The sequence below is a fragment of the Bradyrhizobium sp. WSM4872 genome (assembly GCF_055811715.1).
In genome coordinates, this window is sequence record NZ_JBVVPT010000016.1 from 70,779 (window position 1) to 95,754 (window position 24,976).

Below are 24,976 nucleotides of genomic sequence, written 5' to 3' on the forward strand. Positions count from 1 at the left end.
GGGGAACACCATGGCTGCCAGTATTTTGATCGCCGACGACGACGCTGTAGCCCGCCGGCTGGTCGAAAACATGGTGCAGAAATGCGGCTATGAGACGATCGTGGTGGACTCCGGCGACGCGGCGATTGCCGCCCTCACCGCCCCTGACGCGGCCATCGACGGCGTCATCCTCGATCTCGTGATGCCCGGCCTCGACGGCATGGGCGTGCTGGCGAAAATCCGCGAAGCGGGTCTCAGCATCCCCGTGATCGTGCAGACGGCCCATGGCGGCATCGACAATGTGATCTCGGCGATGCGCGCGGGCGCGGCCGATTTCGTGGTCAAGCCGGTCGGCCTGGAGCGGCTCCAGGTCTCCCTTCGCAACGCGCTCAATTCGTCCGCGCTCAAGGGCGAATTGCAGCGCATCCGTCACAGCCGCGAGGGCCGGCTGACCTTCTCCGACATCATCACCCGCGCCGAGGCGATGGCGGGCGTGATGCACGCGGCGCAGAAAGCCACCAACTCATCGATCCCGGTGCTGATCGAGGGCGAGTCCGGCGTCGGCAAGGAGATGTTCGCGCGCGCCATTCATGGCAGCGGCGAGCGCAAGGCAAAACCGTTCGTCGCGGTCAATTGCGGCGCGATCCCCGACAACCTGGTCGAGTCCATCCTGTTCGGTCACGAGAAGGGTGCCTTCACCGGCGCCGCCGAACGCCACACCGGCAAGTTCGTCGAAGCCCATGGCGGCACGCTGTTCCTGGACGAGGTCAGCGAGCTGCCGCTGGCCGCGCAGGTCAAGCTGCTTCGCGCGCTCCAGGAAGGCGCGGTCGAGGCGGTCGGCGGCCGCAAACCCGTGAAGGTCGACGTCCGCATCATCTCGGCGACCAACCGCAGGCTGCTTGAGCGGGTCAAGCAGGGCCACTTCCGGGAAGATTTGTTCTACCGCCTGCACGTGCTGCCGCTGACGATCCCATCGCTGCGCGCGCGGCGCGAGGACATTCCGCATCTGCTCAGGCATTTCCTGGCGCGCTTTGCCGCCGAGGAGAACCGCCCCATCACCGGCATCAGCGGCGAGGCCGTTGCGCACCTCGCCCAGCTCGATTGGCCCGGCAACATCCGCCAGCTCGAAAACGCGGTCTACCGCGCCGTGGTGATGAGCGACGGCGACCAGCTTGGCCTTGACGACTTCCCCCTGATCGCCTCGCAGCCGCATCCCGGAACAGACATTCCGACGGCTCCGCTGATGCTGGAGCCGATCGCGGCCCCCTCCGTCATATCAGGTAATGAAATACCGATCGCGCCACTGCCCTTGGCGGGCGCCCTCTCAATGCTGACCGCGACCGGCGAAGTCCGGCCGCTGGAGGAGATCGAGAACGAGATCATCCGCTTCGCGATCTCGCATTACCGCGGGCAGATGTCGGAGGTCGCCCGTCGCCTCAAAATCGGCCGGTCCACCCTCTACCGCAAACTCGATGAGGCAGGGGTTCCCGGCCATGGCGGCAAAAGCGGTGAGGAGACGCACTGAGCCTGACGCGAACGGAGGTTCGTCCGGGCGGAGCGATACGACTGTAAGCCGTTCGTACGACGACGGAATTCGACTGCGATTTGAACCGTGACTTGGAAGTGACAGACACAGGGAAAAGCGCGTGTCAGAAGCGCACAATCCGTTGCCAAGAGGCTTGCTTGAAGTCAGTTTGTCGTGAGTTGTCCCGGGTAGCGCTGGCTGCGAAATCGGGGCCTGTATATCGTCTGCGTAGGATTCGTTGCGTGCAGGCGTGCAACTTTCGAGAGGCCGGCGCGGTTTAGCCGAAGCTCAATAGGCGATAACGAAGCTGTTCCACGGGGGACAGTTCACCCGAGGGGTGCGACACAATGCGTGACTGTTTGAACCACCGTGCAGGCTTTGACCGCGTCTTGATGACGGTCGCGGCGACCTTCCTCACGGTATCGGCCAGCTCGGCCCTTGCGCAGGATCAGGCGCGCAGCAGCGCTGCCGAGCTCGCGATCGAAGCCGCGATCCCGCGCCCCGAACCCGCAAACGTCCCGCCCCCGACCGCATCCGACATCAAGCTCGACACCACCGCCACGGTTCAGGACTCGGCAAAGGAGCCGGTCAAGGAACCCGTGAAGGCCGAAGCCGCTCCCGCGCCGGACAAGGTCGAGACCAAGCCTTCCGTCGTCGCCACCACGCCGGCGACCGAGGCGCCGAAGAGCGAGACGGCGAAGACCGAACCTGCCAGGACCGAACCTGCCAAGGCCGACACGGCGACAACGCCGGCCGCGCCCGCCACCGCTGCGGCTTCGGAGCCGGTGAAGGCCGCGAGCAACATTCCCGCGGCCGACCAGCCGGTCGCTGACAAGCTCAAGGACATCATTGGCGCCAAGACTGCGCGCTATTTCGACCGCAAGAACGAACGCGCGGCGATCGAGAAGTTTTACGGTGCACGCGACTTCGCGCCGGTCTGGACCCAGGGCGGCAGCCTGACCGCGGCGGCCAAGGGCGTGATCGCACGACTGAAGGATGCTGCGTCCGACGGTCTCAATCCCGCCGACTACCCGCTGCCGGACTTCGCGGCCGCCACGACACCCGACACGCTTGCCGATGCCGAGCTCAAGCTCACCGCCAGCATGTTCGACTATGCGCGCCAAGCCCAGAGCGGCCGCATGCACTGGTCGCAGGTCAGCGGCGACATCCTCTATCCCGAGCATCCGGTCGATCCGAACGAGGTGCTCGCCAAGGTCACGACCGCAGCCGACGCCTCCGCGGCGCTCGACAGCTACAATCCGCCGCAAAAGCTCTACAAGGAGCTGAAGGCGAAGCTCGCGGAGCTCCGCGGCCAGGGTAACGGCCCGGTGATCGAGATCGCCGATGGTCCGGCGCTGAAATACACCCCGGCCCGCAAGAAGCAGGCTGAAATCGTCGTTGAAGATCCGCGCGTGCCGCAGCTGCGCGCCAAGCTCGGCATCGCCGAGAACGCCAACGACACCCGCTATGACGCGGCGGTCGCCGAAGCCGTGCGCAAGTTCCAGAACAGTGCCGAGCTCAAGGCGACTGGCATCCTCGACGACAAGACCGTCAAGGCGATCAACACTCCGAAGCGCGACAAGCAGATCGACGTGGTGCTGGTGAACATGGAGCGCTGGCGCTGGCTGCCGCGCGACCTGGGCGTGCCCTCGCTGGGCGATGCCTACGTCATCCTCAACATTCCCGACTACACGCTCAAGGTGATGCAGCGCGGCCAGCAGGTCTGGACCACCCGCGTCGTCACCGGCAAGCCCGGCACGCATGCGACCCCGCTGCTCACCGAGACGATGAAGTACATCACGGTCAATCCGACCTGGAACGTGCCGCCGTCGATCGTCTACAACGAATATCTGCCGGCGCTTCAGCAGGACCCGACCGTGCTCCAGCGCATGGGTCTCAAGCTCGAGCAGAACCGCGACGGCTCCGTGCACATCTCGCAGCCGCCCGGTGAAGCCAATGCGCTCGGCCGCATCCGCTTCAACTTCCCGAACAAGTTCCTGGTCTATCAGCACGACACGCCGGACAAGAACCTGTTCGCCCGGGACGAACGCGCCTTCAGCCACGGCTGCATGCGCGTGCAGAACCCGGATCAGTACGCCTCGGTTCTGCTCAACATCGCGATGCCGAACGAGAAGTACACGCCGGAGCGCGTGCGCAGCATGTACGGTAAGAGCGAGATCGACCTGAAATTCCCGACCCCGATCCCGGTCAACATCACCTATCAGACCGCATTCGTGGACGATGGCGGCAAGCTGCAATTCCGCAAGGACGTCTATGGCCGCGACGCGACCATGATCAACATCCTGAAGAACGGTCGCGGCAAGGATCTCGAGAACGTCGTCGCGCACTCCCAGCCGAGCTATTCACGCCCGGCAACGACGCTGCCGAACGGAGTGTTGGCAGCAAACAATGGCGGCTCGTCCGGCCCGAATTTCTTCGAGCGGCTGTTCGGCGGTGGGGCCCCTGCCCAGCCGCCGGCCCCAGTCGGCCGCAAGCCCCAGCGGGTGTTCACCCGCTGAGTCCTGCTCAGCGCGTCACTTCTTGAAATTCTGCAATAAAATCAGCGACCTCATCCTCTGGTTGGGGTCGCTTAACGTTAACCATTCTCCACCTGACGTCGGGCAGCGGGCGTTTTTTTGCCACACTCACCCGGTTAGGATTGTAGTCTGACTTGGTTTGGGGGGCGAGAAGGTCAACCTCGAATTAACCTTCTCGCTTTAACAAAGCGTTCATCCTCTTTCGCGCGCTAACGGGGTTAGCGGGAGAGTCCATTTTGAACGCTGGTCGACTGGGTGGGCTCTAACGTGCTGACTGGAATCGCACGCCAATTCGCTGTGCTGTCGTTGTCCCATGCGGGAGTGAAGGCCGGATCCCGGATCGGCCTCGCTGCCGTATTGCTGCTTGCTGCCGCGGGTTCGGTTCACAACGCCGCCGCGCTCAACGAGACCAAGACGCTCTCCTTCCACCACACCCATTCCGGCGAAGACCTCACCGTCACCTTCAAGCGCGACGGGCGCTACGACGAAGCGGCACTGAAGCAGCTCAACCATTTCCTGCGCGACTGGCGCACCCAGGACGAGACGGTCATGGACCGTCACCTCTTCGATATCCTCTGGGAAGTCTATCGCGACGTCGATGCCAAGCAGCCGATCCAGATCATCTCATCCTACCGCTCGCCCGCCACCAACGCCATGCTCCGCCGCCGCTCCTCCGGCGTGGCGCGCTTCAGCCAGCACATGCTGGGGCATGCGATGGACTTCTACATCCCGAACGTGCCGCTGGAGCAGATCCGCTTCGCCGGCCTGCGCCTCCAGCGCGGCGGTGTCGGCTTCTACCCGACCTCCGGCTCGCCGTTCGTACATCTGGACACCGGCAGCATCCGGCACTGGCCGCGCATGACGCATGACCAGCTCGCCCGGGTCTTCCCGGATGGACGCACCGTCCATGTCCCGACCGATGGCACGCCGCTGAAGGGCTATGAGCTCGCCAAGGCCGAGATCGAGCGGCGCGGCAGCGGCGAGGATTCCGGCAGCAGGTCGAATTTCTTTGCCAGCCTGTTCAAGGGCAAGCCGGCTCCGGCCGCCACGAGCAACGACGAGGATGACGAGGGCGCGCCCGCTCCGGCCGCGAAGCCTGTCGCGCCGACCGCGGTCGCCGCCGCGACCAAGCCGGCCGATCCGGTGCCGACGCCGCGCGCCAAGCCGTCAGTCGCGGCGACGATTCAGCTCGCCTCGGCCGATGCGCAGATGGTCGCGCTGCCCAAGTCGAAGCCAGCGCCCGTGGCTGACAAGCCGGCCGCCGGCAAATCTGCTGATGCAAAGCCTGAGACCCCTGCCGACATCATCAATGCCCGCGGCTTCTGGGACGCCCCGGCTACGCCGCAGCAGGCGACGCCAGCTCAAGTGGCTGCGCTGAAGGCACGGCAGGCGCTTGCCGCCGCCACCGATCCGCAGCCGACCGCGAGTGTATCCAGCGCCGCCTATCAGGCCCTGGCCTACGCGCCGGCGTCCGCCTCCCCCGTCGACCGCGCCAATGTCGTCGCCGCCTCCGCGCCGATCCCGCGCTCCGCCCGTCCCGCCGCCGCGTCGCGCAACGTTGCGCCCGCGACCGAGATCAACACGGTGGTCGGCAAGCGCGTCGACGGCATGGTCGCAACCGCGACCCGGCTCTCCGCAGCCAAGGGCGAAAGCATCTGGCTCAAGATCGTGATGCTGTCGCCGAGCGCCAGCCGCGCGATGTCGGTCACGCTGATGGGCGAGCTCGACACGGCCGCAATGCGCGCCTACTTCGTCAAGCCGCAGTCCGTGATCGCCATGGGTTTTGCCGACGATCCGATGCAGGGCCTGTCCTGCGACAGTTTCTCGGGCACCGCCACCGCCAAGCTCGAGACGACGTCCTTCGTCATGCGGACCGCCGCGCTGCGCTGAGGCTGATAAGCCGCGCCCTTACCAAAATCTCTGTCGTCGTCCTGGCAAAGGCCAGGACCCGTACCGCGTGATCCATCTGGCTCACGCGGTACGGATACCAAGCGACGAATTTTCGCCAAACTGCTCCCTGGGATAATGGGTCCTGGCCTTCGCCAGGACGACACCGGGGCTCAGATCATCCCCAGCGCTTGCATGTAGGTCTCGAGAATCGTCTCGGCCTCGGCGCGCTCGTTCGGGTCCTGCTTGCGCATGCGCACGATGGTGCGCAGTGCCTTGACGTCGTAGCCGTTGCCCTTGGCCTCGGCGAACACGTCGCGGATGTCGTCGGAGATCGCCTTCTTCTCTTCCTCCAGCCGCTCGATGCGCTCGATGATGGACTTGAGCTGGTCCTTGGCAAATTTCGTCGCAGGCTCGTCGTCGCGGACGGCGGCGGAGGTGGCCATCTTGGTACTCCCAATAAAACTGGCAAAACGAGGTGACGCCGGCATCCTCACCGCGCGTGCTGGTTAGACCCTTAGGGTTCGGACCTCTCGCGTTCAAGGCAGCATCGCGCTCGTCCACAGCGCGCCCACACCTTCCTGCGGCGTGTCGAAGAAAGCTGTTGTGTGATGCGACTCAAAGGCACCGCATATCGGGCTGCCGGCGAGGCCGTTCAGTGCCCGGGATGAACCTTCTTCATGGCATCGAGCTGCTCAGGCGTGGCCGCGCGCTGGTATTTCGCCTTCCAGGCCTCGTACGGCATGCCATAGACGGCTTCCCGGCTCTCATCCTTGCTCAAGGCGACGCCTTGGGCGTCGGCGGCGTCCTTGAGCCAGTTGGACAGGCAGTTGCGGCAGAAGCCTGCGAGATTCATCAGGTCGATGTTCTGGACGTCTGTCCGCGTCTTCAAATGATCGACCAGGCGCCGGAAAGCGGCAGCCTCGAGTTCCGTTCTGGTTTTGTCGTCGATTGCCATGGCTGGATCCCTCGGCTTTGCGAATTGGCTGTGATCTGGATGGGTCACCCTTACGAGATCAGGTGGGGCCTGTCACAGATTTTGCCATATCGCGGCGCAAAGGGGCGCGAAGCCGGCTTCGGGCAGTTCCCGGGCCCTACGCCAAATCGTCAATGATCTGATATAGCTTCCGCGACAATGATCGCCGAATCTCCCCGCTCCCGCCTTCGCCTGCTCGCCCGGTTGGTCCCGGTGCTGGTGGTTGGCCTGCTGTGCCTCTGGGCCAGCCCGGCCTCCGCCGATTTCCGGCTTTGCAACAACACGTCGAGCCGCGTCGGCATCGCGCTGGGCTACAAGGATGCCGAGGGCTGGACCACCGAAGGCTGGTGGAACATCTCGTCGCGCTCCTGCGAGACGCTGCTGCGGGGAACGTTGGTGGCCCGCTTCTATTACATCTACGCCATCGACTATGACCGCGGCGGCGAATGGTCGGGCCAGGCTTTCATGTGCTCGCGCGACAAGGAGTTCACCATCCGCGGCACCGAGGATTGCCTCGCGCGCGGCTATGACCGGACCGGCTATTTCGAGGTCGATACCGGCGAGCAGCGGGCCTGGACGGTGCAGCTCACCGATGCCAACGAGCAGCCGTCAAAGCAGCAGCGCGTACCCGGCCTCCCCGGCCCGGTTGGCCCGGGGGTTCCGGGTTTGCCCAATGGCCCGCCCGGTGGTACGCCCCCCGCCCCGCCTGGCCTCCCGCCAGCTCCCTCGCCCCCGTCTGGAAGTAAGCCATGAGGCGCCTTCGCCGTATCAAGATCCTCGCGACCCTCGGACCCGCTTCTTCGGACCTCGCGATGATCCGCCGCCTGTTCGAGGCCGGCGCCGACCTGTTCCGCATCAACATGAGCCACACCCCACACGACAAGATGCGGGAGTTGGTGGCGACGATCCGCAACGTCGAGAGCAGCTATGGCAGGCCGATCGGCATTCTGGTCGACCTCCAGGGCCCAAAGCTCCGGCTCGGTGCCTTCGCCGAAGGCGCGGTCCAGCTCCAGAATGGCCAGACATTCACGCTCGATTCCGACAAGGCGCCGGGCGACACCACCCGCGTCCAACTCCCGCATCCGGAGATCCTGGCCGCGCTTCGTCCGGGCCATTCGCTGCTGCTCGACGACGGCAAGGTGCGGCTGATCGCCGAGGAGACCTCGAAAGATCACGCGGTGACGCGCGTCGTGGTCGGCGGCCGGATGTCCGACCGCAAGGGCGTCAGCCTGCCCGACACCGACCTGCCGGTCTCGGCGATGACGCCGAAGGACCGCGCCGACCTCGAGGCGGCGCTGGTCACCGGCGTCGACTGGATCGCGCTGTCCTTCGTGCAGCGCGCCGACGACGTGCTCGAGGCCAAGAAGATGATCCGCGGCCGTGCGGCGGTGATGGCCAAGATCGAGAAGCCGCAGGCGATCGATCGCCTCGTGGACATCATCGACGCCTCCGACGCCCTGATGGTGGCGCGCGGCGACCTCGGCGTCGAGCTGCCGCTGGAACGCGTACCGAGCCTGCAGAAGCAGATGACGCGCATGGCGCGGCGCGCCGGCAAGCCGGTGGTGATCGCGACCCAGATGCTGGAATCGATGATCCAGTCGCCGGTGCCGACCCGCGCCGAAGTCTCCGACGTCGCCACAGCAGTCTACGAAGGCGCCGACGCCATCATGCTGTCGGCGGAATCGGCGGCCGGCAAATTCCCGGTCGAGGCCGTCTCGACCATGAACCGCATCGGCGAGGAGGTCGAGCGCGACCCGATCTATCGCTCCGTCATCACCGCACAGCGCCCCGCCCCGGAAGCCACTGCCGGCGATGCCATCGCTGACGCCGCGCGGCAGATCGCCGAGACGCTCGACCTGCCGGCCCTGATCTGCTGGACCAGTTCGGGATCGACCGCCGTGCGCGTGGCGCGCGAGCGGCCGAAGCCGCCGATCGTGGCGATCACGCCGAACGTCGCGGCGGGACGCCGGCTGTCGGTCGTCTGGGGCGTGCATTGCGTGGTGGCGGAAGATGCACGCGACCAGGACGACATGGTGAGCCGCGCCGGCCAGATCGCGTTCCGCGACGGCTTCGTCCGGGCCGGCCAGCGCGTGATCATCGTCGCCGGCGTGCCGCTCGGTATTCCCGGCACCACCAACATGGTGCGCATCGCCTCGGTCGGCCCCGAGGGCGAAGCGAATATCTAGGCCCGCCAGCACGCGGCAAACAAAAGATGTCGAAAACAACCCCATGCACAGTAGCCGGCGGGTCCGGCGCATGTGCTGAGGTTTTTCGAAAAGGCGAGCTCTGGCAATGGCCTGGGCGCGATCAGGTCGGCCGTCGATCAGGCGGACGTTTTAGGCCCCAACCAGCGCTTTCGCCGCCGGCAGCAACGTCTGCTGCACGACCAGGCCCCTGGCGCGGGCGTCCATGACGCCGACTGCACGAAGCGCCAGCAGCGTCACGGTCTGAACGGCATCGCGCATCCTGGCGGGGTCGTCGAGATTATCCGGCGCGAGTGGTCCGACCAGGGCCTCGTGCAGCGCGCCGAGCAGGGCCGTGGCGGCGAGCGCGGTGTCCTGCGCCGGCAGGTGGCCGGCGCGCACGGCGGCGTCGATCCGCGAGGCCATCTCGCCCGCAATCTCGCGCCGGCTGGCAAGGCGTGAAGCGCTGACATCGACATCGACCGGCTCGGCCAGGATACCCCAGGCGAGCCTGCGCTGTGACAGGGTATGCACCGCCACGGTGGTCACCGCCGCCGCCAGCGCCGAGGACGGTCCCGGCGCGGCATCGGCGGCTCGCCGGATCGCCGTGAGCTCGTCACGGGAGACTTCGGCGATCAATTCGGAGATCAAATCGGCCTTGGAGGGGAAGTAGCGGTAGACCGTACCCGCAGCGACGCTGGCGCGAACCGCGACTGGCGCAATCTGCACCGCCGCCATCCCGCCTTCCGCCGCCGCCTCCCGCGCCGCTGCCAGTATCGCACTGCGCCGGGCCGCAAGGCGCTTCACCACTTGATGCGTCCGCCGATAAACCATGGCGCGCTTCCTGTCCCCAGCATCCGGTCCGGCACAAAGCTCGACCGCATGCTCCTTCACTATCTTCGCCCAAATCGCCCTCAAGAACTGAACAACTATTCAGGCCGGATGACAAGACGCAAATGAGCATATGTGCGCGACGCAAACCTCGACACGGAAGCAGAGCAGGTAAACGCATTCTTGCCCGGCGCGGCCGCGGCATGACGGTCCGGTTTACCTCAACTTAAAAGCGATCATGCTCAGGTTGCTGATGCTTGCGCGCTGCTGCGTGCTGTCGTTTCAGCCCCGAGAGTCCGATGTCGGTTTCCATGACAAGCAGCGTGCCCGTCCGCGGTGTCGCGCGCTGGCTTTTGCCGTTCTGCATTGCCGCGGGCGTCTACCTGTTCTTCCTGGGCATCGGCGACATCATGCTGCGGGATACCGATACGTTGTGGCAGATCAAGATCGGGCAGTGGATTCTCGAACACCACGCGCTGCCCTACACCGACATCTATTCCTTCACGCGAGCCGGCGAGCCCTGGATCTCGAGCTCCTGGCTGTCGCAAGTCCTGTTCGCGCTGGCTTACGAGCCGTCGAACTGGTCGGGGGCAGTTGTCCTGACGTCGCTCGCGATCGGAGCGACCGCGGCGATTTTCGTCTACCTGCTTGAGCCCTATCTGGAGCCTGTGCGCGCCTTTCTGCTCGTCACCCCGCTGCTCTTCATGTCGATGGGCCACTTTCTCGCCCGCCCGCACATGCTGGCACTGCCTGTCATGCTGGCCTTTGTCGGCGGGCTGCTGGCGGCCGCCGATCGGCGCACCGCGCCGTCGTGGTTGTTGCTTCCCTTGATGGTGCTATGGGCCAATCTTCACGGCGGCTTCGTCATGGGGCTGGCGCTGATTGGGCCCATCGGCCTCGATGCGATCGCGTCCACCGATCGCAAGGGCCGCTTTGCACTGGCGTCGCGCTGGGCCTTGTTCGGGCTTGCTGCGCTTGCCGCAAGCTGCTGCACGCCCTATGGCTGGAATACGCCGCTCGCATCGGCGAAAATCCTCAGCCTCGGCAAGGTGCTCTCGCAGATCTCGGAGTGGATGCCCGCCGATTTCAGCTCGTTCGACTTGTTTGGAGCCAGCCTGCTCGGATTGATCGCCCTCGGCTACTATAAAGGATTGGTGCTGCTGTGGACCCGCCTTCTTGTGCTGCTCGGCCTGGTCTGGGCGGCACTCAACCACGTCAGAAACATCGAGGTCTTTGCGCTGTTGACGCCGCTCGTGCTGGCGAAGCCGTTGGCCGAACAATTGGGCGCAGCCAGAGTGCTCGCACGGACTGAAGCACGATCCTCCTTTGCAGTGACCGCAATCGCGGCGCTCGCGATCGTTGCGACCAGCTGGAGTATCACGCGGTCCTATGCCACGCCGACGCGGTATGCCTTTATCCGCAATTCGACCCCTCGGGCTGCAGTCGACCTCCTCGAGCAGCGGCACGCGCAACGCATCTTCAGCACCGCTCCTATCGGGAGTTATCTGATCTCCCGCAACATCAAGACCTTCATCGATGGCCGTGCCGAGCTGTACGGAGAGCAGTTCGTGCTTGACTATTTCGACGCCATCGAAGGCAAGAACGCGGAGACTCTGCTGCGTCTGCTCGATACCTACCAGATCGACGCCACACTGCTGAACGGATCGACTCCCGCCGCAAGGATCATGGACCATGTGCCGGGCTGGAAGCGGCTCTACTCGGATGATCTTGCCGTCATCCACGTCCGCGACAACGCACCGGCGAAGCTACCATCATCACCATGAGCCACGGATCAGACGTTAGACTCTCGCGGCCCTCGCATGGACGGACGGCTTCTGCGAAGAACAAGACTTGGCTAGAACAAGACTTGGCTAGAACAAGACTTGGCACAAAAGGCTTGGCACAAAAGAAAAGAGCCTTGTCCGGGACAAGGCTCTTTCTACTCTTGGTCCGTTCAGTCTTACTTGAGGCTGGTCGAGATAGAGGTGAACTTGGCGTTCAACGTGGTGCCCAGGTTATTGACGACAGTGATGATCGCCAGCGCGATGCCGGCGGCGATCAGGCCGTATTCAATGGCGGTGGCGCCGGATTCATCTTTCGCGAAACGCGCAACGAGGTTCTTCATAAAGAGCTCCAAATGAGTACACGAGGCTACAACTGATCTGGTCTGTTTGGGCTTCCCAGCGCCGCTCGACCATGAAACTGAACGTAGTGGCAAAGAATTGCGCCGCAGTTAACTCGACTGCGGAAACACAGAGCGGTTTGCGTGTATTCTCCGATGGTAAACCGAAATCTAAAACGATCCGTTAAATTGTCGAGACATCAAGCCGGCCCGGCATCGCCGGTTTACCGGGAATTATGACCGCCGTGGTCCAATGGCGACCGCTCGGCCCCCCGACAGAAACAAGAGGACGACGAGGCGGCATGTCCCTTTCCTTTGCCAGCAGCATCAGGGTGCAGGGGCGTGCGCGAGCCCTGGTGCCGCTATGCGTCGGAGCCGGCACCTATCTGTTCTTCCTTTATGTCGGCGACACGCTGCTTCAGGACTCCGACTCGTTCTGGCAGATCAAGATCGGACAATGGATTCTCGATCACGGCGCCATGCCGTACACGGACATCTATTCCTTCACGCGGACGGGCGCGCCGTGGATTTCAACGTCGTGGCTGTCGCAGGTGTTGTACGCTTTCTCTCATGCGCAATGGGGCTGGGCAGGTCCCGTCATCCTCACCGCAATGGGAGCCGCGCTCACGGCCGCGATCTTCGTCTATCTGCTCGACGCGCAGATCGAGGCACCGCGCGCAGTGCTGTTTGCGATGCTGGCCCTGCTGCTGTCGCTGCATCACGTCCTGGCGCGTCCGCACATCCTGGCGCTGCCTGTCATGGTGGCGTGGGTCGGCCTGTTGATTGCGGCCGCCGACCGCAGGAGCGTGCCGTCCTGGTACTGGCTGCCGCTGATGGCGCTGTGGGCGAACTTGCATGGCGGCTTCGTGCTCGGTCTGGCGCTGATCGGTCCGATCTCGCTCGAGGCCGTCGAGCACGCCGAGAAGGGGCGGCGGCTTCAGCTATTCCTGCGCTGGGTGCTGTTCGGCATCGGTGCACTGGTCGCGAGCTGCTGTACGCCGTACGGCTGGAGAACGCTGCTGGGCGCCACCAACATCTTGAGCCTGGGCGAATTGCTCTCGCTGATCTTCGAATGGATGCCGGCGAACTTTGCCACCTTCTCCTCGTTCGAAGGCGCCCTGCTCGGTCTGATCGCGTTCGGCTATTATCGCGGCCTCGTGCTCTCGGCGCCCAGGATCTTCCTGATCCTGTTCCTGACCTGGAGCGCGCTGACCCACGTCAGGAGCATCGAGGCGTTCGCGTTCCTGGTGCCGCTGGTGCTGGCGAAGCCGCTCGGCCAGCTGGCCTCGCGCCCGCAGCCGGACTTAACCGGCGCCGACGGCTGGCCGGCCCGCTATGTCACCGCGCTTGGCGCGCTGATGATCGTCGCCGCGGGCTGGACCTCGACATCGCTTTACATGCAGCATCACCACTTCACCTTCACCATAACGCAGACTCCGGTCGCGGCAGTCGACTTGCTCGAACAACGCAAGGTCCAGCGCGTCTTCAACGCCTATCAGTTCGGCGGCTATCTGATCTCGCGCGACGTCCCTGTTTACGTCGACGGCCGCGCCGAGCTCTACGGAGAGAAATTCGTCATGGACTTCTTCAAGGCGACCGAGGGCAAGAAGCCCGAGCTGCTTCCGCGCCTGCTCGACGAATACAAGATCGATGCAACGCTATTGGCCGCCGACGCGCCCGGACCGCAGATCCTGGACATGCTCAAGGGCTGGAAGCGGATCTATACGGACGATATCGCAGTGATCCACGTGCGGGACGATGCGGCTGCGACGCCGCCGAAGTGAGAAGATAGGTCCCGGGCGTGTACCGTGAATGGGACGTCCGCTTCAAAGCCTGAAGCAGACTTGAACAGGCGCTCGTGCCACTTCGCCGCTTGAGCCGAAGCGGGCATCTCCGCCGCGGCATATCCGGTCTGTGGTGGCAACAGCGCAAATCACTATTTCCCAAATGCTGATAGCGCCATGTCGGTTATCTCCCTTACAAACCTATGCTTTGCTTTGCGAAAGCCCTCGATGTTCTCGCCAAATTCAGCCGCGAGCGATTTCTTTAGGCTTCCGTACGCGGCTGCGATTTCCGGGTGTAAGCGCAAGTAGTCGCGAAACAGCAGGAAGTCTCTCCAGCGTGGATTGCATTGCTCCATGACGTGAAGATGGTGTGTCCAAGGTCCGGGCATCCCCTTCCGAAAAAACAGTTCACCGGGTAACCATGCTTCGTACTCGGGGATATAGCTATATCCGAGTTGCGCGAATGGCCTCGCAAACGCGGACTTCGCCCGCAACAAGTTCGGGACGCCGACCAAAATGTCGATAATCGGTTTGGCCGAGAGGCCGGGCACAGACGTACTGCCCATGTGTTCGATCTTGAGCGCCGGACCGACCACCAATCGCAAACGACTGCACTCTTGGTCGAAAAGAACTGGCCAGTGGGGATCATAATCACGGATCTCGATGGCGCCCCCTCCGTACCTCTCCATGCTGTCCCCTCGATGGAAGCCACTTACTCGTGCCCTTCTTGAAGCAGACCACTCGGCTCTGTATGTGATCCGGGTCACCGCAATGCGCGGCCTCTCCTGATATGCAGGTCGGCTTCTGGCGGCATAGCCGAGATGCCAAGCGAGTTGATCTACTCCGCTCCCGCGGGCTTAGCAGACATGGCATGCATTCGCGGCCCGATCGGATTTATGAGTAGGGAGAGATGATCCGAGTTCCGGACTCGCATTGGATCGACCAAAAAGCCGATCCCTCATCAATCATCAATTGCCCGTTTGCAGTTCGCCGAAGCGCTCCCAACTCTTGCCATTGAAGCGCATGAACTGCATCTGGTCGACCGGGACATGGTCGGTGGTGCCGGTGTTGACCTTGATGCCGGGCAGCAGCATCGGCAATTCGAGATCGCGGATCGCAAACGCCTGCCTGAGGATGTTCTCGGTCGACAGATCATTGCCGCAGGCTTTCAGCACCGCCTCCAGCGCCATGGCGCTGTTGTAGGCGTTGACGTAATTGGTGTCGTGCTGGTCGGCCTCCGGCAAATATCTGGTCATGAATTCGCGCCAGCCCCTGACGCCGGCATCGTCCTTCCAGGCGGGATCGTCGGGGTCTTTCACGTAAGCGGTGGAGAGGATGCCGGTGCCGGCTTCCAGTCCCGCCGGCTCCATCACCGTCGAAACCCACACCGCAACGTTGGACAGGAACGTCATGGGACGCCAGCCGATCTCGAAGGATTTGCGGATCGCTTGCGCCGCGAATTTCGGGGTCGCCGCGATCACGAATACATCGGCGCCCGAGGCCTTGAGTTTCACGATTTGGGAATCGATTGTCGGGTCCTGGATCTCGTAGGTCGCGCCCGTGACGACGCTATCATATTTCTCGCCGAGCACGTCCTTCAGCCCGGCGAGATAGTCTCGGCCGTAATCGTCGTTCTGCGAGATCACGGCGAACTTCGCGTTCGGATTCTTCGCCAGTGCGTAACGCGCATAGAGCCGCGCTTCATAGCGGAACGGCGCCTGCACGCCCATCGTCGCCTGCGGATATTGCGCGACGTCGGCGAATTTCGAGGCGCCGGAGCCGATGAAGAGCTGCGGCACGTTCTTGGACTGGAGGTATTTCGCGATCGCCGTGTTGTGGGCGGTACCGATCGAGGAGAAGATCAGCCCGACTTCGTCGCTCTCCACCAGCCTGCGGGTCTGCTCGACCGATTTCGGCGGCGCATAGCTGTCGTCGAGCGAGATCAGATTGACCTTGCGGCCGTTGATGCCGCCCTTCTCGTTCAGCATCTTGAAATAGCCGACCTCGCCCTTGCCGAGCGCCCCGAAAGCCGACACCGGCCCGCTATAGGGCATGGTCTGGCCGATCTTGATCTCGGTCGCGGTGACGCCGCGCATTTCAGCGGCGGATGGAGCGGACAGGAACGAGAATGTCACGAACGATACGGCGCCAAGCGCGCCCAATGCCCTCGCAAAGCGCATCGGCTTGCCCCTCCCCTTTGCCTGCGCGGTCGAGCCGCACCTTCATTGAGGAGAGCATGCCACGACATCACCGCAGACTCCAATCGCCATGAGTGGCGGGGATCGGAGAGCGAGCAAAGGTTGGGTGCCATCAACGGCGGCGCCCCATAGATGGTCGGCACTGCGCAAGGGCGGCTTTGCGCACCTAGCTGTTCGTCGCGAGATGCTCAGTTGCCCACGTTCGAAAAGCACCGTCCAACAAAAAAACGCGGCGTTTCCGCCGCGTTTTTCAGTTCAATCTGCCGTTCGCGGTTACGCCTGGGGCTGCGGCTCCAGGCCGGGATCCGGATCGGGCCGCGGGCGCGACTTGCCGGCCGGCGGCACGGCCGAGGCGCGCGGCGTGGTCGGCTCGAGCACGGATTCGCGGTTCGGCTTCTTGCCCTTGAGCAGGTCGATGATCTCGTCGCCGGAGAGCGTCTCGAATTCGAGCAGGCCCTTGGCGAGAGCTTCGAGATCGGCGCGCTTCTCGGTGAGAATACGCGTCGCTTCGTTGTAGCCTTCTTCGACGAAGCGCCGGATCTCGGTATCGATCTTCTGAACGGTGGCTTCCGATGCGTTCTGGGTGCGCGACACCGACATGCCGAGGAAAACCTCGTCCTGGTTCTCGCCGTAGGACACGGTGCCGAGCGCCTCGGACAGGCCCCAGCGCGTCACCATCATGCGCGCCAGACGCGTCGCCTGCTCGATGTCGGACGACGCACCCGAAGTCACCTTCTCGCGGCCGAAGATGAGCTCTTCGGCGACGCGGCCGCCCATCATGATGGCGAGGCGCGAGGTCATCTGCTCCAGCGACATCGACAGCTTGTCGCGCTCGGGCAGCTGCATGACCATACCCAGCGCACGGCCGCGCGGAATGATGGTCGCCTTGTGGATCGGGTCGGTCGCGACGACGTTGAGGCCGACGATGGCGTGGCCGCCCTCGTGATAGGCCGTCAGCAGCTTCTCTTCCTCGGTCATGACGAGCGACTTGCGCTCGGCGCCCATCATCACCTTGTCCTTGGCTTCCTCGAACTCGGCCTGGGTCACCATCCGCTTGTTGCGGCGGGCTGCGGTGAGCGCGGCTTCGTTGACGAGATTCATCAGGTCGGCGCCGGAGAAACCCGGGGTGCCGCGCGCGATGGTCTTGAGGTTGATATCCGGCGCCAGCGGCACCTTGCGGACGTGGACCTTGAGGATCTGCTCGCGGCCGACGACGTCCGGGTTGGGCACCACGACCTGACGGTCGAAGCGGCCGGGACGCAGCAGCGCGGGATCGAGCACGTCGGGACGGTTGGTCGCGGCGATCAGGATCACGCCCTCGTTGGCCTCGAAGCCGTCCATCTCGACCAGCAGCTGATTCAGCGTCTGCTCGCGCTCGTCATTGCCGCCGCCGAGGCCGGCGCCACGGTGACGACCGACGGCGTCGATTTCGTCGATGAAGATGATGCAGGGCGCGTTCTTCTTGGCCTGCTCGAACATGTCGCGGACGCGGGAAGCGCCAACGCCGACGAACATCTCGACGAAGTCCGAACCCGAAATGGTGAAGAACGGCACGTTGGCTTCGCCCGCGACCGCACGCGCGATCAGGGTCTTGCCGGTGCCGGGAGGGCCGACCAGCAGCACGCCGCGCGGAATGCGGCCGCCGAGACGCTGGAATTTGCCGGGGTCGCGGAGGAATTCGACGATCTCCTGCAGATCCTGCTTGGCTTCGTCGACGCCCGCGACGTCCTCGAAGGTAACGCGGCCATGCGCTTCAGTCAGCATTTTTGCGCGCGACTTGCCGAAGCCCATCGCCTTGCCGGCGCCGCCCTGCATCTGCCGTGACAGGAAGATCCACACGCCGATCAGCGCGATGAAGGGCAGCCAGGAGACCAGCAGCGAAACGAACCACGGCACGTTGTCGCCGGGCGGCTTCGCCGTGATCTGCACCTTGCTGTCATAGAGGCGCTTCACGAGCGTCGGATCGCTCGGCGCATAGGTCTGGAAGCTCGAGCCGTTGGTGAAGGTGCCGTGAATGTCCGGCCCCTGGATCACGACGTCGCGCACATTGCCGCGGTCAACCTCGCTCAGGAGCTGGGAGAAGGCGATGTCCTGCGAGGAGGCGCGCTGACCCGGATTCTGGAAGAGCGTGAACAACGCCAACAGCAGCAGGACAATGATGACCCAGAGGGCGAAATTGCGCAGATTGGCGTTCATCGATCTTCCTTCGTGGTCGCGCGGATCGCGGCCTGAGCCTTGGGCAGTTATTTGGGCAGCGCGAGGAAATCCCCAAGGAATCCTCTCGGTTAGACCCGTACAATCTAGGTGTCGCTCCGGTCGCTGCCAAGGGAACGAGATGGGACTATTTAGCCCATCTTAGTCCGATTCCCGCTGAAATAATGGCGCCCGGATCCGGGTTTTTCCTGCCTGGTTAAGGTGTCCTCACGGCGCGGTCTCGAAACGGCCGGTGCCATGATCCGCCCTTATCCACCCTTGATCCATCCTTGCGCCGGGCCGGCGCCGGCGCGATGCGGATACGTCCCCCGGCAAGGCTGATCAAGGCTCCCGCAAGCGTTTGCTTCAGAGCCGGCCGGCCATTTGCGGGTGCGCGGGGGCTTGCGGCAATGGCCTGATCGAGCACGGCCAGAAGGGATTCGGCCTTGCCGAGTTCCGCCGGTCCCTCATGCCCGAACGCGTTGATGGCCCGCAGCAGGATCCGCAGCCGGACCTCCTCCGGCAGGGCGGCAAACACGGGGGCCTCGAAGCTTCGACCACCGGCCTGCGGCGCATCGCCGCGATCCCGCAAACGGAGGAAGCGCTCGGCCCCATCGGTCAGCACCTCGACGGCCGCATTGGCGCGCGCCAGCCTTGCCGCGAGCCGAGCCAGGCTGCGGGCATCACCGCCCTCGGCCGCGAGCTGCGGCAGCAGCGCACGTAGCCGCGGCCGGGTGAAGGCAGCGTCGTGGTTGGTGGGATCGTCGGCAAAGCCGATCTTCGCCCGCTTCAAGGTCGCGATCAGTTGCGACTTCGGAACGTCGAGCAGTGGACGCGCAAGGACGACGCCGTCGCGCTCGGTGAGACGGGCCATCGCCGACAGCCCGGCTAATCCGCTGCCGCGGACAAGCCGCATCAACAAGGTCTCGGCCTGGTCGTCGCGGGTGTGAGCGGTCAGCACGTGGCTCGCGCCGGCGACGCGCGCGGCCTGCACAAGCAGGCGGTAGCGGGCTTCGCGCGCGGCGGCCGGCAGTCCCGTTTTCGGCTTTGCCCCGCGCCAGCGCACGGTCCGATGCGGCAAGCCAAGCCCGGTCGCGAGACGCTTGACCTCGCGCGCCTCGCGCGCCGCCTCCGGCCGCAAGCCGTGGTCGATGGTGACGACGGTGAGACGTGGCCCGCGCGCGAGGCCGCGATGCCAGCGCGCCGCAAGCCACATCAGCGCGACCGAGTCTGGCCCGCCGGAGACCGCGAGCAACAGTCCCCGCGCGCCTTTCAGGCCTGCGAAGAGGCGCCTGGCCTCACGCGCCGAGATCGGTGAATTGTCCTCTGACATGACGCTGCAATCGTCCGCGGATGGACCGACTGTTTAGCGCAGCGCCATCAATCTTGTCAGGATCAATCGCCGCGGGTCAGCACTTCACCCGCTTCTGCTCGCGGTCGACCGCGGCTTTGACGCCGGCGGAAGCGCGCGGATATTTGCGGCCGACTTCGCCGAAGGCGGCGCACGCCGCCTCCTTCTCCTTCAACGCGGCCAGCGACTGGCCGAGCCGCAGCAGGGCATCCGGCGCCTTGGCGGATTTGTCGTATTTGGTGGTGACGGCGAGGAAGGCTTCCGCGGAGTCGCGATATTGCTGGCGCTGGAAATAGCTCTCGCCGAGCCAGTATTGCGCGTCGCCGAGCAGCGGGTCGCTCGGATATTTCTGCGAGAAATTCTTCATGGTCTGCTCGGCCAGCGCATAGTCCTTGCGCTGCATGTAGCCGATGCCGAGGTCGAATTCGTCGCGCGGCGTGGCCGAGGGCGGCAGGGTCGTCAGCGCCGGGGCGCCTGCCGGCGCGGGAGAGCCGGATTGGGCCGGCGGATAACCGGGCTGCGCTGCCGGCGGCACCCCTTGCTGGTAGCGCGGACCGGTGTTGGCGAGATCGAGCGGTTCGCCGGCGCCACGGCCGCCGGGCGCGGCGCTCGGGGCACCTGCAGGCATCGGTTGCTGCCCGCCGCCGAGCGCGCGCGGCGCACCCGGCGCATTCGGGCTCTGGTTCGGGTCGAAGGCATCGCCGCGGCGGCGTATGCCGGGCGCGCCGGGCGCAGGCTGCTCCTGAACGATCGGCGCCGGAGAGGCGATCTGCGGCTGTTCGTAATTCGGCTGGGCCGCTTGCTGGTGCGGCGGCTGGCGATAGGCCGGCGCGGCTTGCGCGGGCGGCATGGCCGCGACATTGGGTTGGACCGGCGTCTGGCCGGGCGCAGCTTGCGCGCCGCCCTCGAGCGCTCGCAGCCGCTCTTCGAGCTGGCGGTTGCGATATTGCAGCTCTTCGTTCTGGCCCGTGAGCTGGCGCAATTGGTTCTCCAGCCGCTCGATCCGCATCTCGGGATCTGCATCGTCCGATTGTGCGAGGGCGGGCGAGCACAACGAGAGCAGCGCGGCGATCGCCACGGTGCCGGTGAAGACCTTGAATCTGGATGACATCTTGCCCTGACGACGAAAGCGAAATGGCCTGCGACCGAACATTCGACGCGCCACACATTGAAGGGGAGTACGCCAAAACTGTGACTGTAACAAACGGGTTTCTGTCACAGATCGCTGAAACGAAACCGGCGCCCGAGAGGGCGCCGGCATAATCGGTTTCTGAAGATGAACGGCGCCTGACCGGTCGTCAGGAGCTCGCGTTCAGCACGGTGACGGCGCGGCGGTTCTGCGACCAGCAGGAGATGTCGTTGCAAACGGCCACCGGCCGCTCCTTGCCGTACGAGATCGTGCGCATGCGGTTCGGATCGATGCCGCGCGAGGCGAGGAACGAACGCACCGACTGGGCGCGGCGGGCGCCGAGCGCGATGTTGTATTCGCGGGTGCCGCGTTCGTCGGCATGACCTTCGACCGTGAAGCTGTAGCGCGGATAGCTCTGGAGCCACTGCGCCTGCTTCTCCAGGGTCACGATCGCCTGCGGGGTCAGATCGGTCTGGTCGCTTTCGAAGAACACGCGGTCGCCGACATTGACGACGAAGTCTTGCTGGCTGCCCGGCGTCGCCGCGTTGGCCATCGCATCCGTGGCAGCGTTCTTGTTGGCGCAGGCCCCCATCGACAACGCGACGGCAAGCACCGCGGCCAGCTTCAATCCCTGGAGGATGCGCATAGGATGTTTCATTCCGGAGCCTCCACGCTCACGTTTCGTCCACTGCTGTCCGGTCTACAGGGGGTTGGTTAAGCGAACGTTCCGTCAACCTTGATGGAACCTTGCCACAGCCGGTCAAATGCCCCCAACCAGCGAAAAGCAACCGTCATGGTTAATGGGTTGTAAATGTGGCGCGATGGTGAAGGCAAGCCGCGCCGACGGCAAAAACCGCGGGCTTTGCTGGAATTTTAGGCTCGTCGCGTGGAGACCCCGGGGCCAGACCTTGGCGCCAGACCCTGGGCCTAGCGGGCAGAACCCGTTGCCGAGGCGGCGACATCCGGGGTCCGCTGCGTGGCCAGCGACACCGGGCGCGGGGCCGCGTGGCGCGGGCTGCTGCGTTGAAACAACATGCGCCGCTCAAAAGCGCTGGAGCGCATGATCGGAAAGCGCGTCAGGACCTTTTCCCGCTGGTTCCGGAAATCGGACGCCATCAGCACGGCCTTCTTGGTGGGCCAGCCCGGAAACCCGCGCGGCTCCGGTGAAATGGTCTCGTGCAGGAAGACGCGACGATAGAACGCCTGATGATCGGTCCGGATCATGGCCAGCCCGGTATCGGCGTTGAAATGATCGCAAGCCACAAAAGCCAGCCGCACCGTCAGATAGGGCAGTTCCGGAAAACGCTGGTGCTTTTCGGGATCGGCAACAAACCGGCATGGATCGATGAGAACTTCGCCGCGGTCGAGGCGGGGATGCAGAACGTCGGCAAACACTTCGGTCGTGTAGGACATCCGCCAGTCGGACGTCAGGACGTGAATGCGAACGGAGCTGCAGAGCTCTCCATCGACATAGACCCCGAAATTCCAGGTGTTGGGCGCATCGTCGAAGCGATCGGTCACACGCCGCGACTCCGACGGCTCGATCAGTCCGGCGTGCAGATAGGCCCGATACCGCATCAGATAGAGGTTGTCTCGGTCCTCGGGAGTTTCGATTAGGCGGTAATCGATTCGGTCAAACAGAGCGGCTCCCCGCGGAAGGAGCACCGTTTGCGGTTCAGCTCCAGACGTCATCCAGTACCCCTACACTCCAAAGCAACTTCTGCGAGTGTGACGAGATTAATGGTTCATTAACGGAATTGCAAAGGCTTAGAAACGTTAGGGTTAACCTTTGCGGCCCGCAAAAACACGGGCAAATGAGGGCTAACTGCGTTGAAGGAGCGAGGCAGAGAAAGATCAGGCGATCGATCGGGAGGACACCATGACGATCTGGTCCTCAGCCCCGCGACGGCCATGCGAGGCATTGAGCAATTGGCGAATCCGGACTGCCGGCACCGGCCGGCTGAACAGATAGCCCTGCCCTTCGGTCACGGTGCCGTCGGCGCTGATCAGCTCGAGCTGATCATTGGTCTCGATGCCCTCGACCACGACGGCCATGCCGAGATCGGCCGACAGCCGCGCCACGCCGCGCAGCAGCGTCAGCGGCCGGTCGGCATCGATGCCTTCGAGGAAGGAGCGGTCGATCTTCACCTTCTGCATCGGGAAATTGTGCAGGTAGCTGAGGCTCGAATAGCCGGTGCCGAAATCATCCAGCGAAATGCGCACGCCGATCGCATGCAATTGCGACAGGATGTCGTGCGTGAGCTGGGTGTTGCGCAACAGCGAGGATTCGGTGATCTCGATCTCCAGCCGATGCGCCGGGAGCCCCGAAACCTCGAGCGCGTAGCGAATTTCGCTCAAGACGTCGCGCTGGTGGAATTGCTGCGGCGAGAAGTTGACGGCGACGCTGACGCCCTCCGGCCATTTCATGCATTCCATGCAGGCGCGGCGCAGGATCCAGCGGCCGAGATCGACGATCAGCCCCATGTCCTCGGCGACCGGGATGATGTCGACCGGCGAGACCGTGCCGCGCACCGGATGATTCCAGCGCAGCAGCGCCTCGCACGTCGTGATCTTGCCGGACTTGAGATTGACCAGCGGCTGGTAGAACAGCTCGAATTCCTCGTTGGCCAGCGCCTTGCGCAGGTCGAGCTCGAGGATGCGGCGCGCTTCGACGGTCGCCGCCATCTCGTCGCGGAAGAAGCAGAAGGTGCCGCGGCCGTCGGCCTTGGCCCGGTACAGCGCCATGTCGGCGTTCTTGAGCAGCGTGTCCGCGCTGACGCCCTCCGGAGAGGTCAACGCGATGCCGACGCTGGCGCCGATCTCGACCAGATGATTGTCGATGCGGTAGCGCTCGCTCAGCCGTTCGACGATCCGGCGCGCCAGCGCAGCGGCGTCCTCGGGCGAGGAGATGTTCTCCTGGAACACGACGAATTCGTCACCGCCGAAGCGGGCCACGAAATCCTCGGGGCGCAGCATCTCGCGCAGACGGTTGGCGACCGCGCACAAGAGCTGGTCGCCGCAGGGATGACCGAGCGTGTCGTTGACCTGCTTGAACTGGTCGAGGTCGACGAACAGCAGCGCGGACAGGCGCTCGGCGCCGTGCGAGATCGCCAGCAGCCTTTCGATCTCGTCGCGGAAATGAACGCGGTTGGGCAGCGCGGTGAGGTCATCGTAGCGCGCCAGATGCGTAATCTTGGCTTCGGCGCTGCGACGGTCGGTAATGTCCTCGAGCAGCACCACGGCGCCACCGTCAGCCATCGGCTGGACAGTCCAGGACAACGACCGGTTTCGCTGCGTATCGGGATCGGCGGTGATGATCTCCTTGGCTTGCGAACTCTCGATGTCGGTGACGATCCGCTCGCCGCTTCCAGCCGAGATGGATCCGGCGCTGACGCACGCCGCGACGATGTCACGCGCGTTGACGCCGCGTTGCGCCAGACCTTCCGGCAGATTCATCATTGCGCCGAAGCGGTGGTTCATGACCGCCAGCTGTCCGTCGACGCGGAACATGCAGAGGCCGTGCGGCATGTTGTTCAGCGCCGTATCGAACTGGCCGGCAAGCGCGGCTTCACGCTCCCGTGCCACGACCGCTCCCATGAAGATGCGGTGCAGATTCACCGAGAGCTGCATGATCGCCATCAGGAACGCGGCGCTGACCAGCGCCATTGCGATGTAGTAGGGCGTTCCACGCAGCGCCAAGGCAAGCACGGCCGGGCCGAAAATCAGCACGGCCTGGAGGTGGAAGATCGCAGGCCGGCCATATGCTCTGCCCGCGCCGCCCGCCGCGATTCCGGTGGTGACCGACAAGGCGATCATGTGGGCCACGGCGTCGTCCGTGGCCAACAGGGCCGTGGCGCACCAGATGCCGATCGCAGCCGCCTGGATCTTTGCCCCGATCTGATAGCGCTTCTGCCAGCGTGCCGCCGCCTCGACGGTCATGACCGCATGACGTGCCTGATAGAGGCGCAGGTCGATCGCCCGCGCGGTCCCGGCCAGCACAAGAAGTGCGACGCACGCCCAGATCAGCGGCTCGCCCGTCCTCAGCGCGGTCAGGGCCGCGCCGATCGATACGAAAATGAGTCCTGCCAGCAGCGGACCAGGCGCTTCGAACAGCGAATCGATTTGCGCCGCCGAAGTTTTCGGCGGCCGCTGTTCCGGCTCTCCGCTCTGACTTGCAAACTGCATCTGGTGTTTACGCGCGTCCTGTCTGGAGCGCAGTTTTACCGATCCGGTATGAAGTCTTTCTGAGGGAACATCGTTAAAGTCGAGTTGTTTTGAGTG

19 protein-coding genes are annotated in these 24,976 nt (G+C 64.4%); 7 read left to right on the forward strand and 12 right to left on the reverse strand.

Features of this window, described 5'->3' with window-relative positions; translation table 11 throughout:
* Nucleotides 1-10: 10 nt before the first annotated feature.
* The 3 genes from AC0L3C_RS21455 to AC0L3C_RS21465 all read left to right on the forward strand — a co-directional run bounded on the left by AC0L3C_RS21455 (nucleotide 11) and on the right by AC0L3C_RS21465 (nucleotide 5,931).
* Entirely contained in the window at nucleotides 11-1,504 is a 1,494-nt protein-coding gene (locus AC0L3C_RS21455; protein WP_473408908.1) for a sigma-54-dependent transcriptional regulator, read from the forward strand.
* Nucleotides 1,505-1,851: 347 nt separating this feature from the next.
* Complete coding sequence (locus AC0L3C_RS21460; RefSeq protein WP_473408909.1) at nucleotides 1,852-4,023, forward strand: L,D-transpeptidase family protein; 2,172 nt, start codon at nucleotides 1,852-1,854, stop codon at nucleotides 4,021-4,023.
* Nucleotides 4,024-4,308: 285 nt separating this feature from the next.
* The gene (locus AC0L3C_RS21465) at nucleotides 4,309-5,931 is read left to right on the forward strand and encodes a peptidoglycan L,D-endopeptidase MepK (protein ID WP_473408910.1); all 1,623 of its coding nucleotides are present in this window, start codon (nucleotides 4,309-4,311) and stop codon (nucleotides 5,929-5,931) included.
* A gap of 170 nt (nucleotides 5,932-6,101) precedes the next feature.
* On the opposite strand, the gene AC0L3C_RS21470 is transcribed toward AC0L3C_RS21465, so the two are convergent.
* Nucleotides 6,102-6,374 (reverse strand): DUF2312 domain-containing protein, encoded by a 273-nt coding sequence (locus tag AC0L3C_RS21470; RefSeq protein WP_007596286.1) that lies wholly within the window; start codon nucleotides 6,372-6,374, stop codon nucleotides 6,102-6,104.
* A 209-nt stretch (nucleotides 6,375-6,583) separates the two neighbouring features.
* Nucleotides 6,584-6,886 carry a DUF1244 domain-containing protein gene (locus AC0L3C_RS21475; protein ID WP_473408911.1) on the reverse strand — a complete coding sequence of 101 codons (303 nt, stop codon included), beginning with the start codon at nucleotides 6,884-6,886 and terminating at the stop codon, nucleotides 6,584-6,586.
* Nucleotides 6,887-7,063: 177 nt separating this feature from the next.
* Here AC0L3C_RS21475 and AC0L3C_RS21480 point away from each other — a divergent pair, with 177 nt between their 5' ends.
* Together AC0L3C_RS21480 and pyk are read left to right on the forward strand one after the other, a co-directional pair.
* Nucleotides 7,064-7,657: a DUF1036 domain-containing protein gene (locus AC0L3C_RS21480; RefSeq protein WP_473281077.1), complete on the forward strand. Its 594-nt coding sequence runs from the start codon at nucleotides 7,064-7,066 to the stop codon at nucleotides 7,655-7,657.
* The gene (pyk, locus tag AC0L3C_RS21485) at nucleotides 7,654-9,090 is read left to right on the forward strand and encodes a pyruvate kinase (protein WP_473408912.1); all 1,437 of its coding nucleotides are present in this window, start codon (nucleotides 7,654-7,656) and stop codon (nucleotides 9,088-9,090) included. The genes AC0L3C_RS21480 and pyk overlap by 4 nt, the downstream gene beginning before the upstream one ends.
* 150 nt (nucleotides 9,091-9,240) lie before the next feature.
* Here the strand turns inward: pyk and AC0L3C_RS21490 are convergent, their stop codons facing one another.
* Complete coding sequence (locus AC0L3C_RS21490; protein WP_007614253.1) at nucleotides 9,241-9,921, reverse strand: TetR family transcriptional regulator; 681 nt, start codon at nucleotides 9,919-9,921, stop codon at nucleotides 9,241-9,243.
* A 296-nt stretch (nucleotides 9,922-10,217) separates the two neighbouring features.
* Here AC0L3C_RS21490 and AC0L3C_RS21495 point away from each other — a divergent pair, with 296 nt between their 5' ends.
* Nucleotides 10,218-11,702 carry a hypothetical protein gene (locus AC0L3C_RS21495; RefSeq protein WP_473408913.1) on the forward strand — a complete coding sequence of 495 codons (1,485 nt, stop codon included), beginning with the start codon at nucleotides 10,218-10,220 and terminating at the stop codon, nucleotides 11,700-11,702.
* Between the two features lie 176 nt (nucleotides 11,703-11,878).
* Here the strand turns inward: AC0L3C_RS21495 and AC0L3C_RS21500 are convergent, their stop codons facing one another.
* Complete coding sequence (locus tag AC0L3C_RS21500; RefSeq protein WP_106941974.1) at nucleotides 11,879-12,043, reverse strand: Flp family type IVb pilin; 165 nt, start codon at nucleotides 12,041-12,043, stop codon at nucleotides 11,879-11,881.
* 299 nt (nucleotides 12,044-12,342) lie between these two features.
* Here AC0L3C_RS21500 and AC0L3C_RS21505 point away from each other — a divergent pair, with 299 nt between their 5' ends.
* Nucleotides 12,343-13,824, forward strand: coding sequence for a hypothetical protein (locus AC0L3C_RS21505; RefSeq protein ID WP_473265414.1), 1,482 nt, complete (start codon nucleotides 12,343-12,345; stop codon nucleotides 13,822-13,824).
* 152 nt (nucleotides 13,825-13,976) lie between these two features.
* On the opposite strand, the gene AC0L3C_RS21510 is transcribed toward AC0L3C_RS21505, so the two are convergent.
* The 8 genes from AC0L3C_RS21510 to AC0L3C_RS21545 form a co-directional block, all read right to left on the reverse strand.
* Nucleotides 13,977-14,513, reverse strand: a complete 537-nt coding sequence (locus AC0L3C_RS21510; protein WP_473408914.1) for a GrpB family protein — start codon at nucleotides 14,511-14,513, stop codon at nucleotides 13,977-13,979.
* A gap of 279 nt (nucleotides 14,514-14,792) precedes the next feature.
* A complete protein-coding gene (locus tag AC0L3C_RS21515; RefSeq protein ID WP_473408915.1) occupies nucleotides 14,793-16,004 on the reverse strand; it encodes an ABC transporter substrate-binding protein in 1,212 nt (403 codons plus the stop codon).
* A gap of 291 nt (nucleotides 16,005-16,295) precedes the next feature.
* Nucleotides 16,296-18,218 (reverse strand): ATP-dependent zinc metalloprotease FtsH, encoded by a 1,923-nt coding sequence (gene ftsH / locus AC0L3C_RS21520; RefSeq protein ID WP_007596301.1) that lies wholly within the window; start codon nucleotides 18,216-18,218, stop codon nucleotides 16,296-16,298.
* A 214-nt stretch (nucleotides 18,219-18,432) separates the two neighbouring features.
* Nucleotides 18,433-19,548, reverse strand: coding sequence for a tRNA lysidine(34) synthetase TilS (gene tilS, locus AC0L3C_RS21525; protein ID WP_473265419.1), 1,116 nt, complete (start codon nucleotides 19,546-19,548; stop codon nucleotides 18,433-18,435).
* A gap of 76 nt (nucleotides 19,549-19,624) precedes the next feature.
* Entirely contained in the window at nucleotides 19,625-20,677 is a 1,053-nt protein-coding gene (ybgF, locus tag AC0L3C_RS21530) for a tol-pal system protein YbgF (protein ID WP_473265421.1), read from the reverse strand.
* 187 nt (nucleotides 20,678-20,864) lie between these two features.
* Entirely contained in the window at nucleotides 20,865-21,353 is a 489-nt protein-coding gene (pal, locus tag AC0L3C_RS21535) for a peptidoglycan-associated lipoprotein Pal (protein ID WP_007596304.1), read from the reverse strand.
* 269 nt (nucleotides 21,354-21,622) lie between these two features.
* Nucleotides 21,623-22,387 carry an N-acyl amino acid synthase FeeM domain-containing protein gene (locus tag AC0L3C_RS21540; protein ID WP_473408916.1) on the reverse strand — a complete coding sequence of 255 codons (765 nt, stop codon included), beginning with the start codon at nucleotides 22,385-22,387 and terminating at the stop codon, nucleotides 21,623-21,625.
* 162 nt (nucleotides 22,388-22,549) lie between these two features.
* On the reverse strand, nucleotides 22,550-24,880 hold the full coding sequence (locus tag AC0L3C_RS21545) for a putative bifunctional diguanylate cyclase/phosphodiesterase (RefSeq protein WP_473281062.1): 2,331 nt from the start codon (nucleotides 24,878-24,880) through the stop codon (nucleotides 22,550-22,552).
* Nucleotides 24,881-24,976 lie beyond the last annotated feature (96 nt).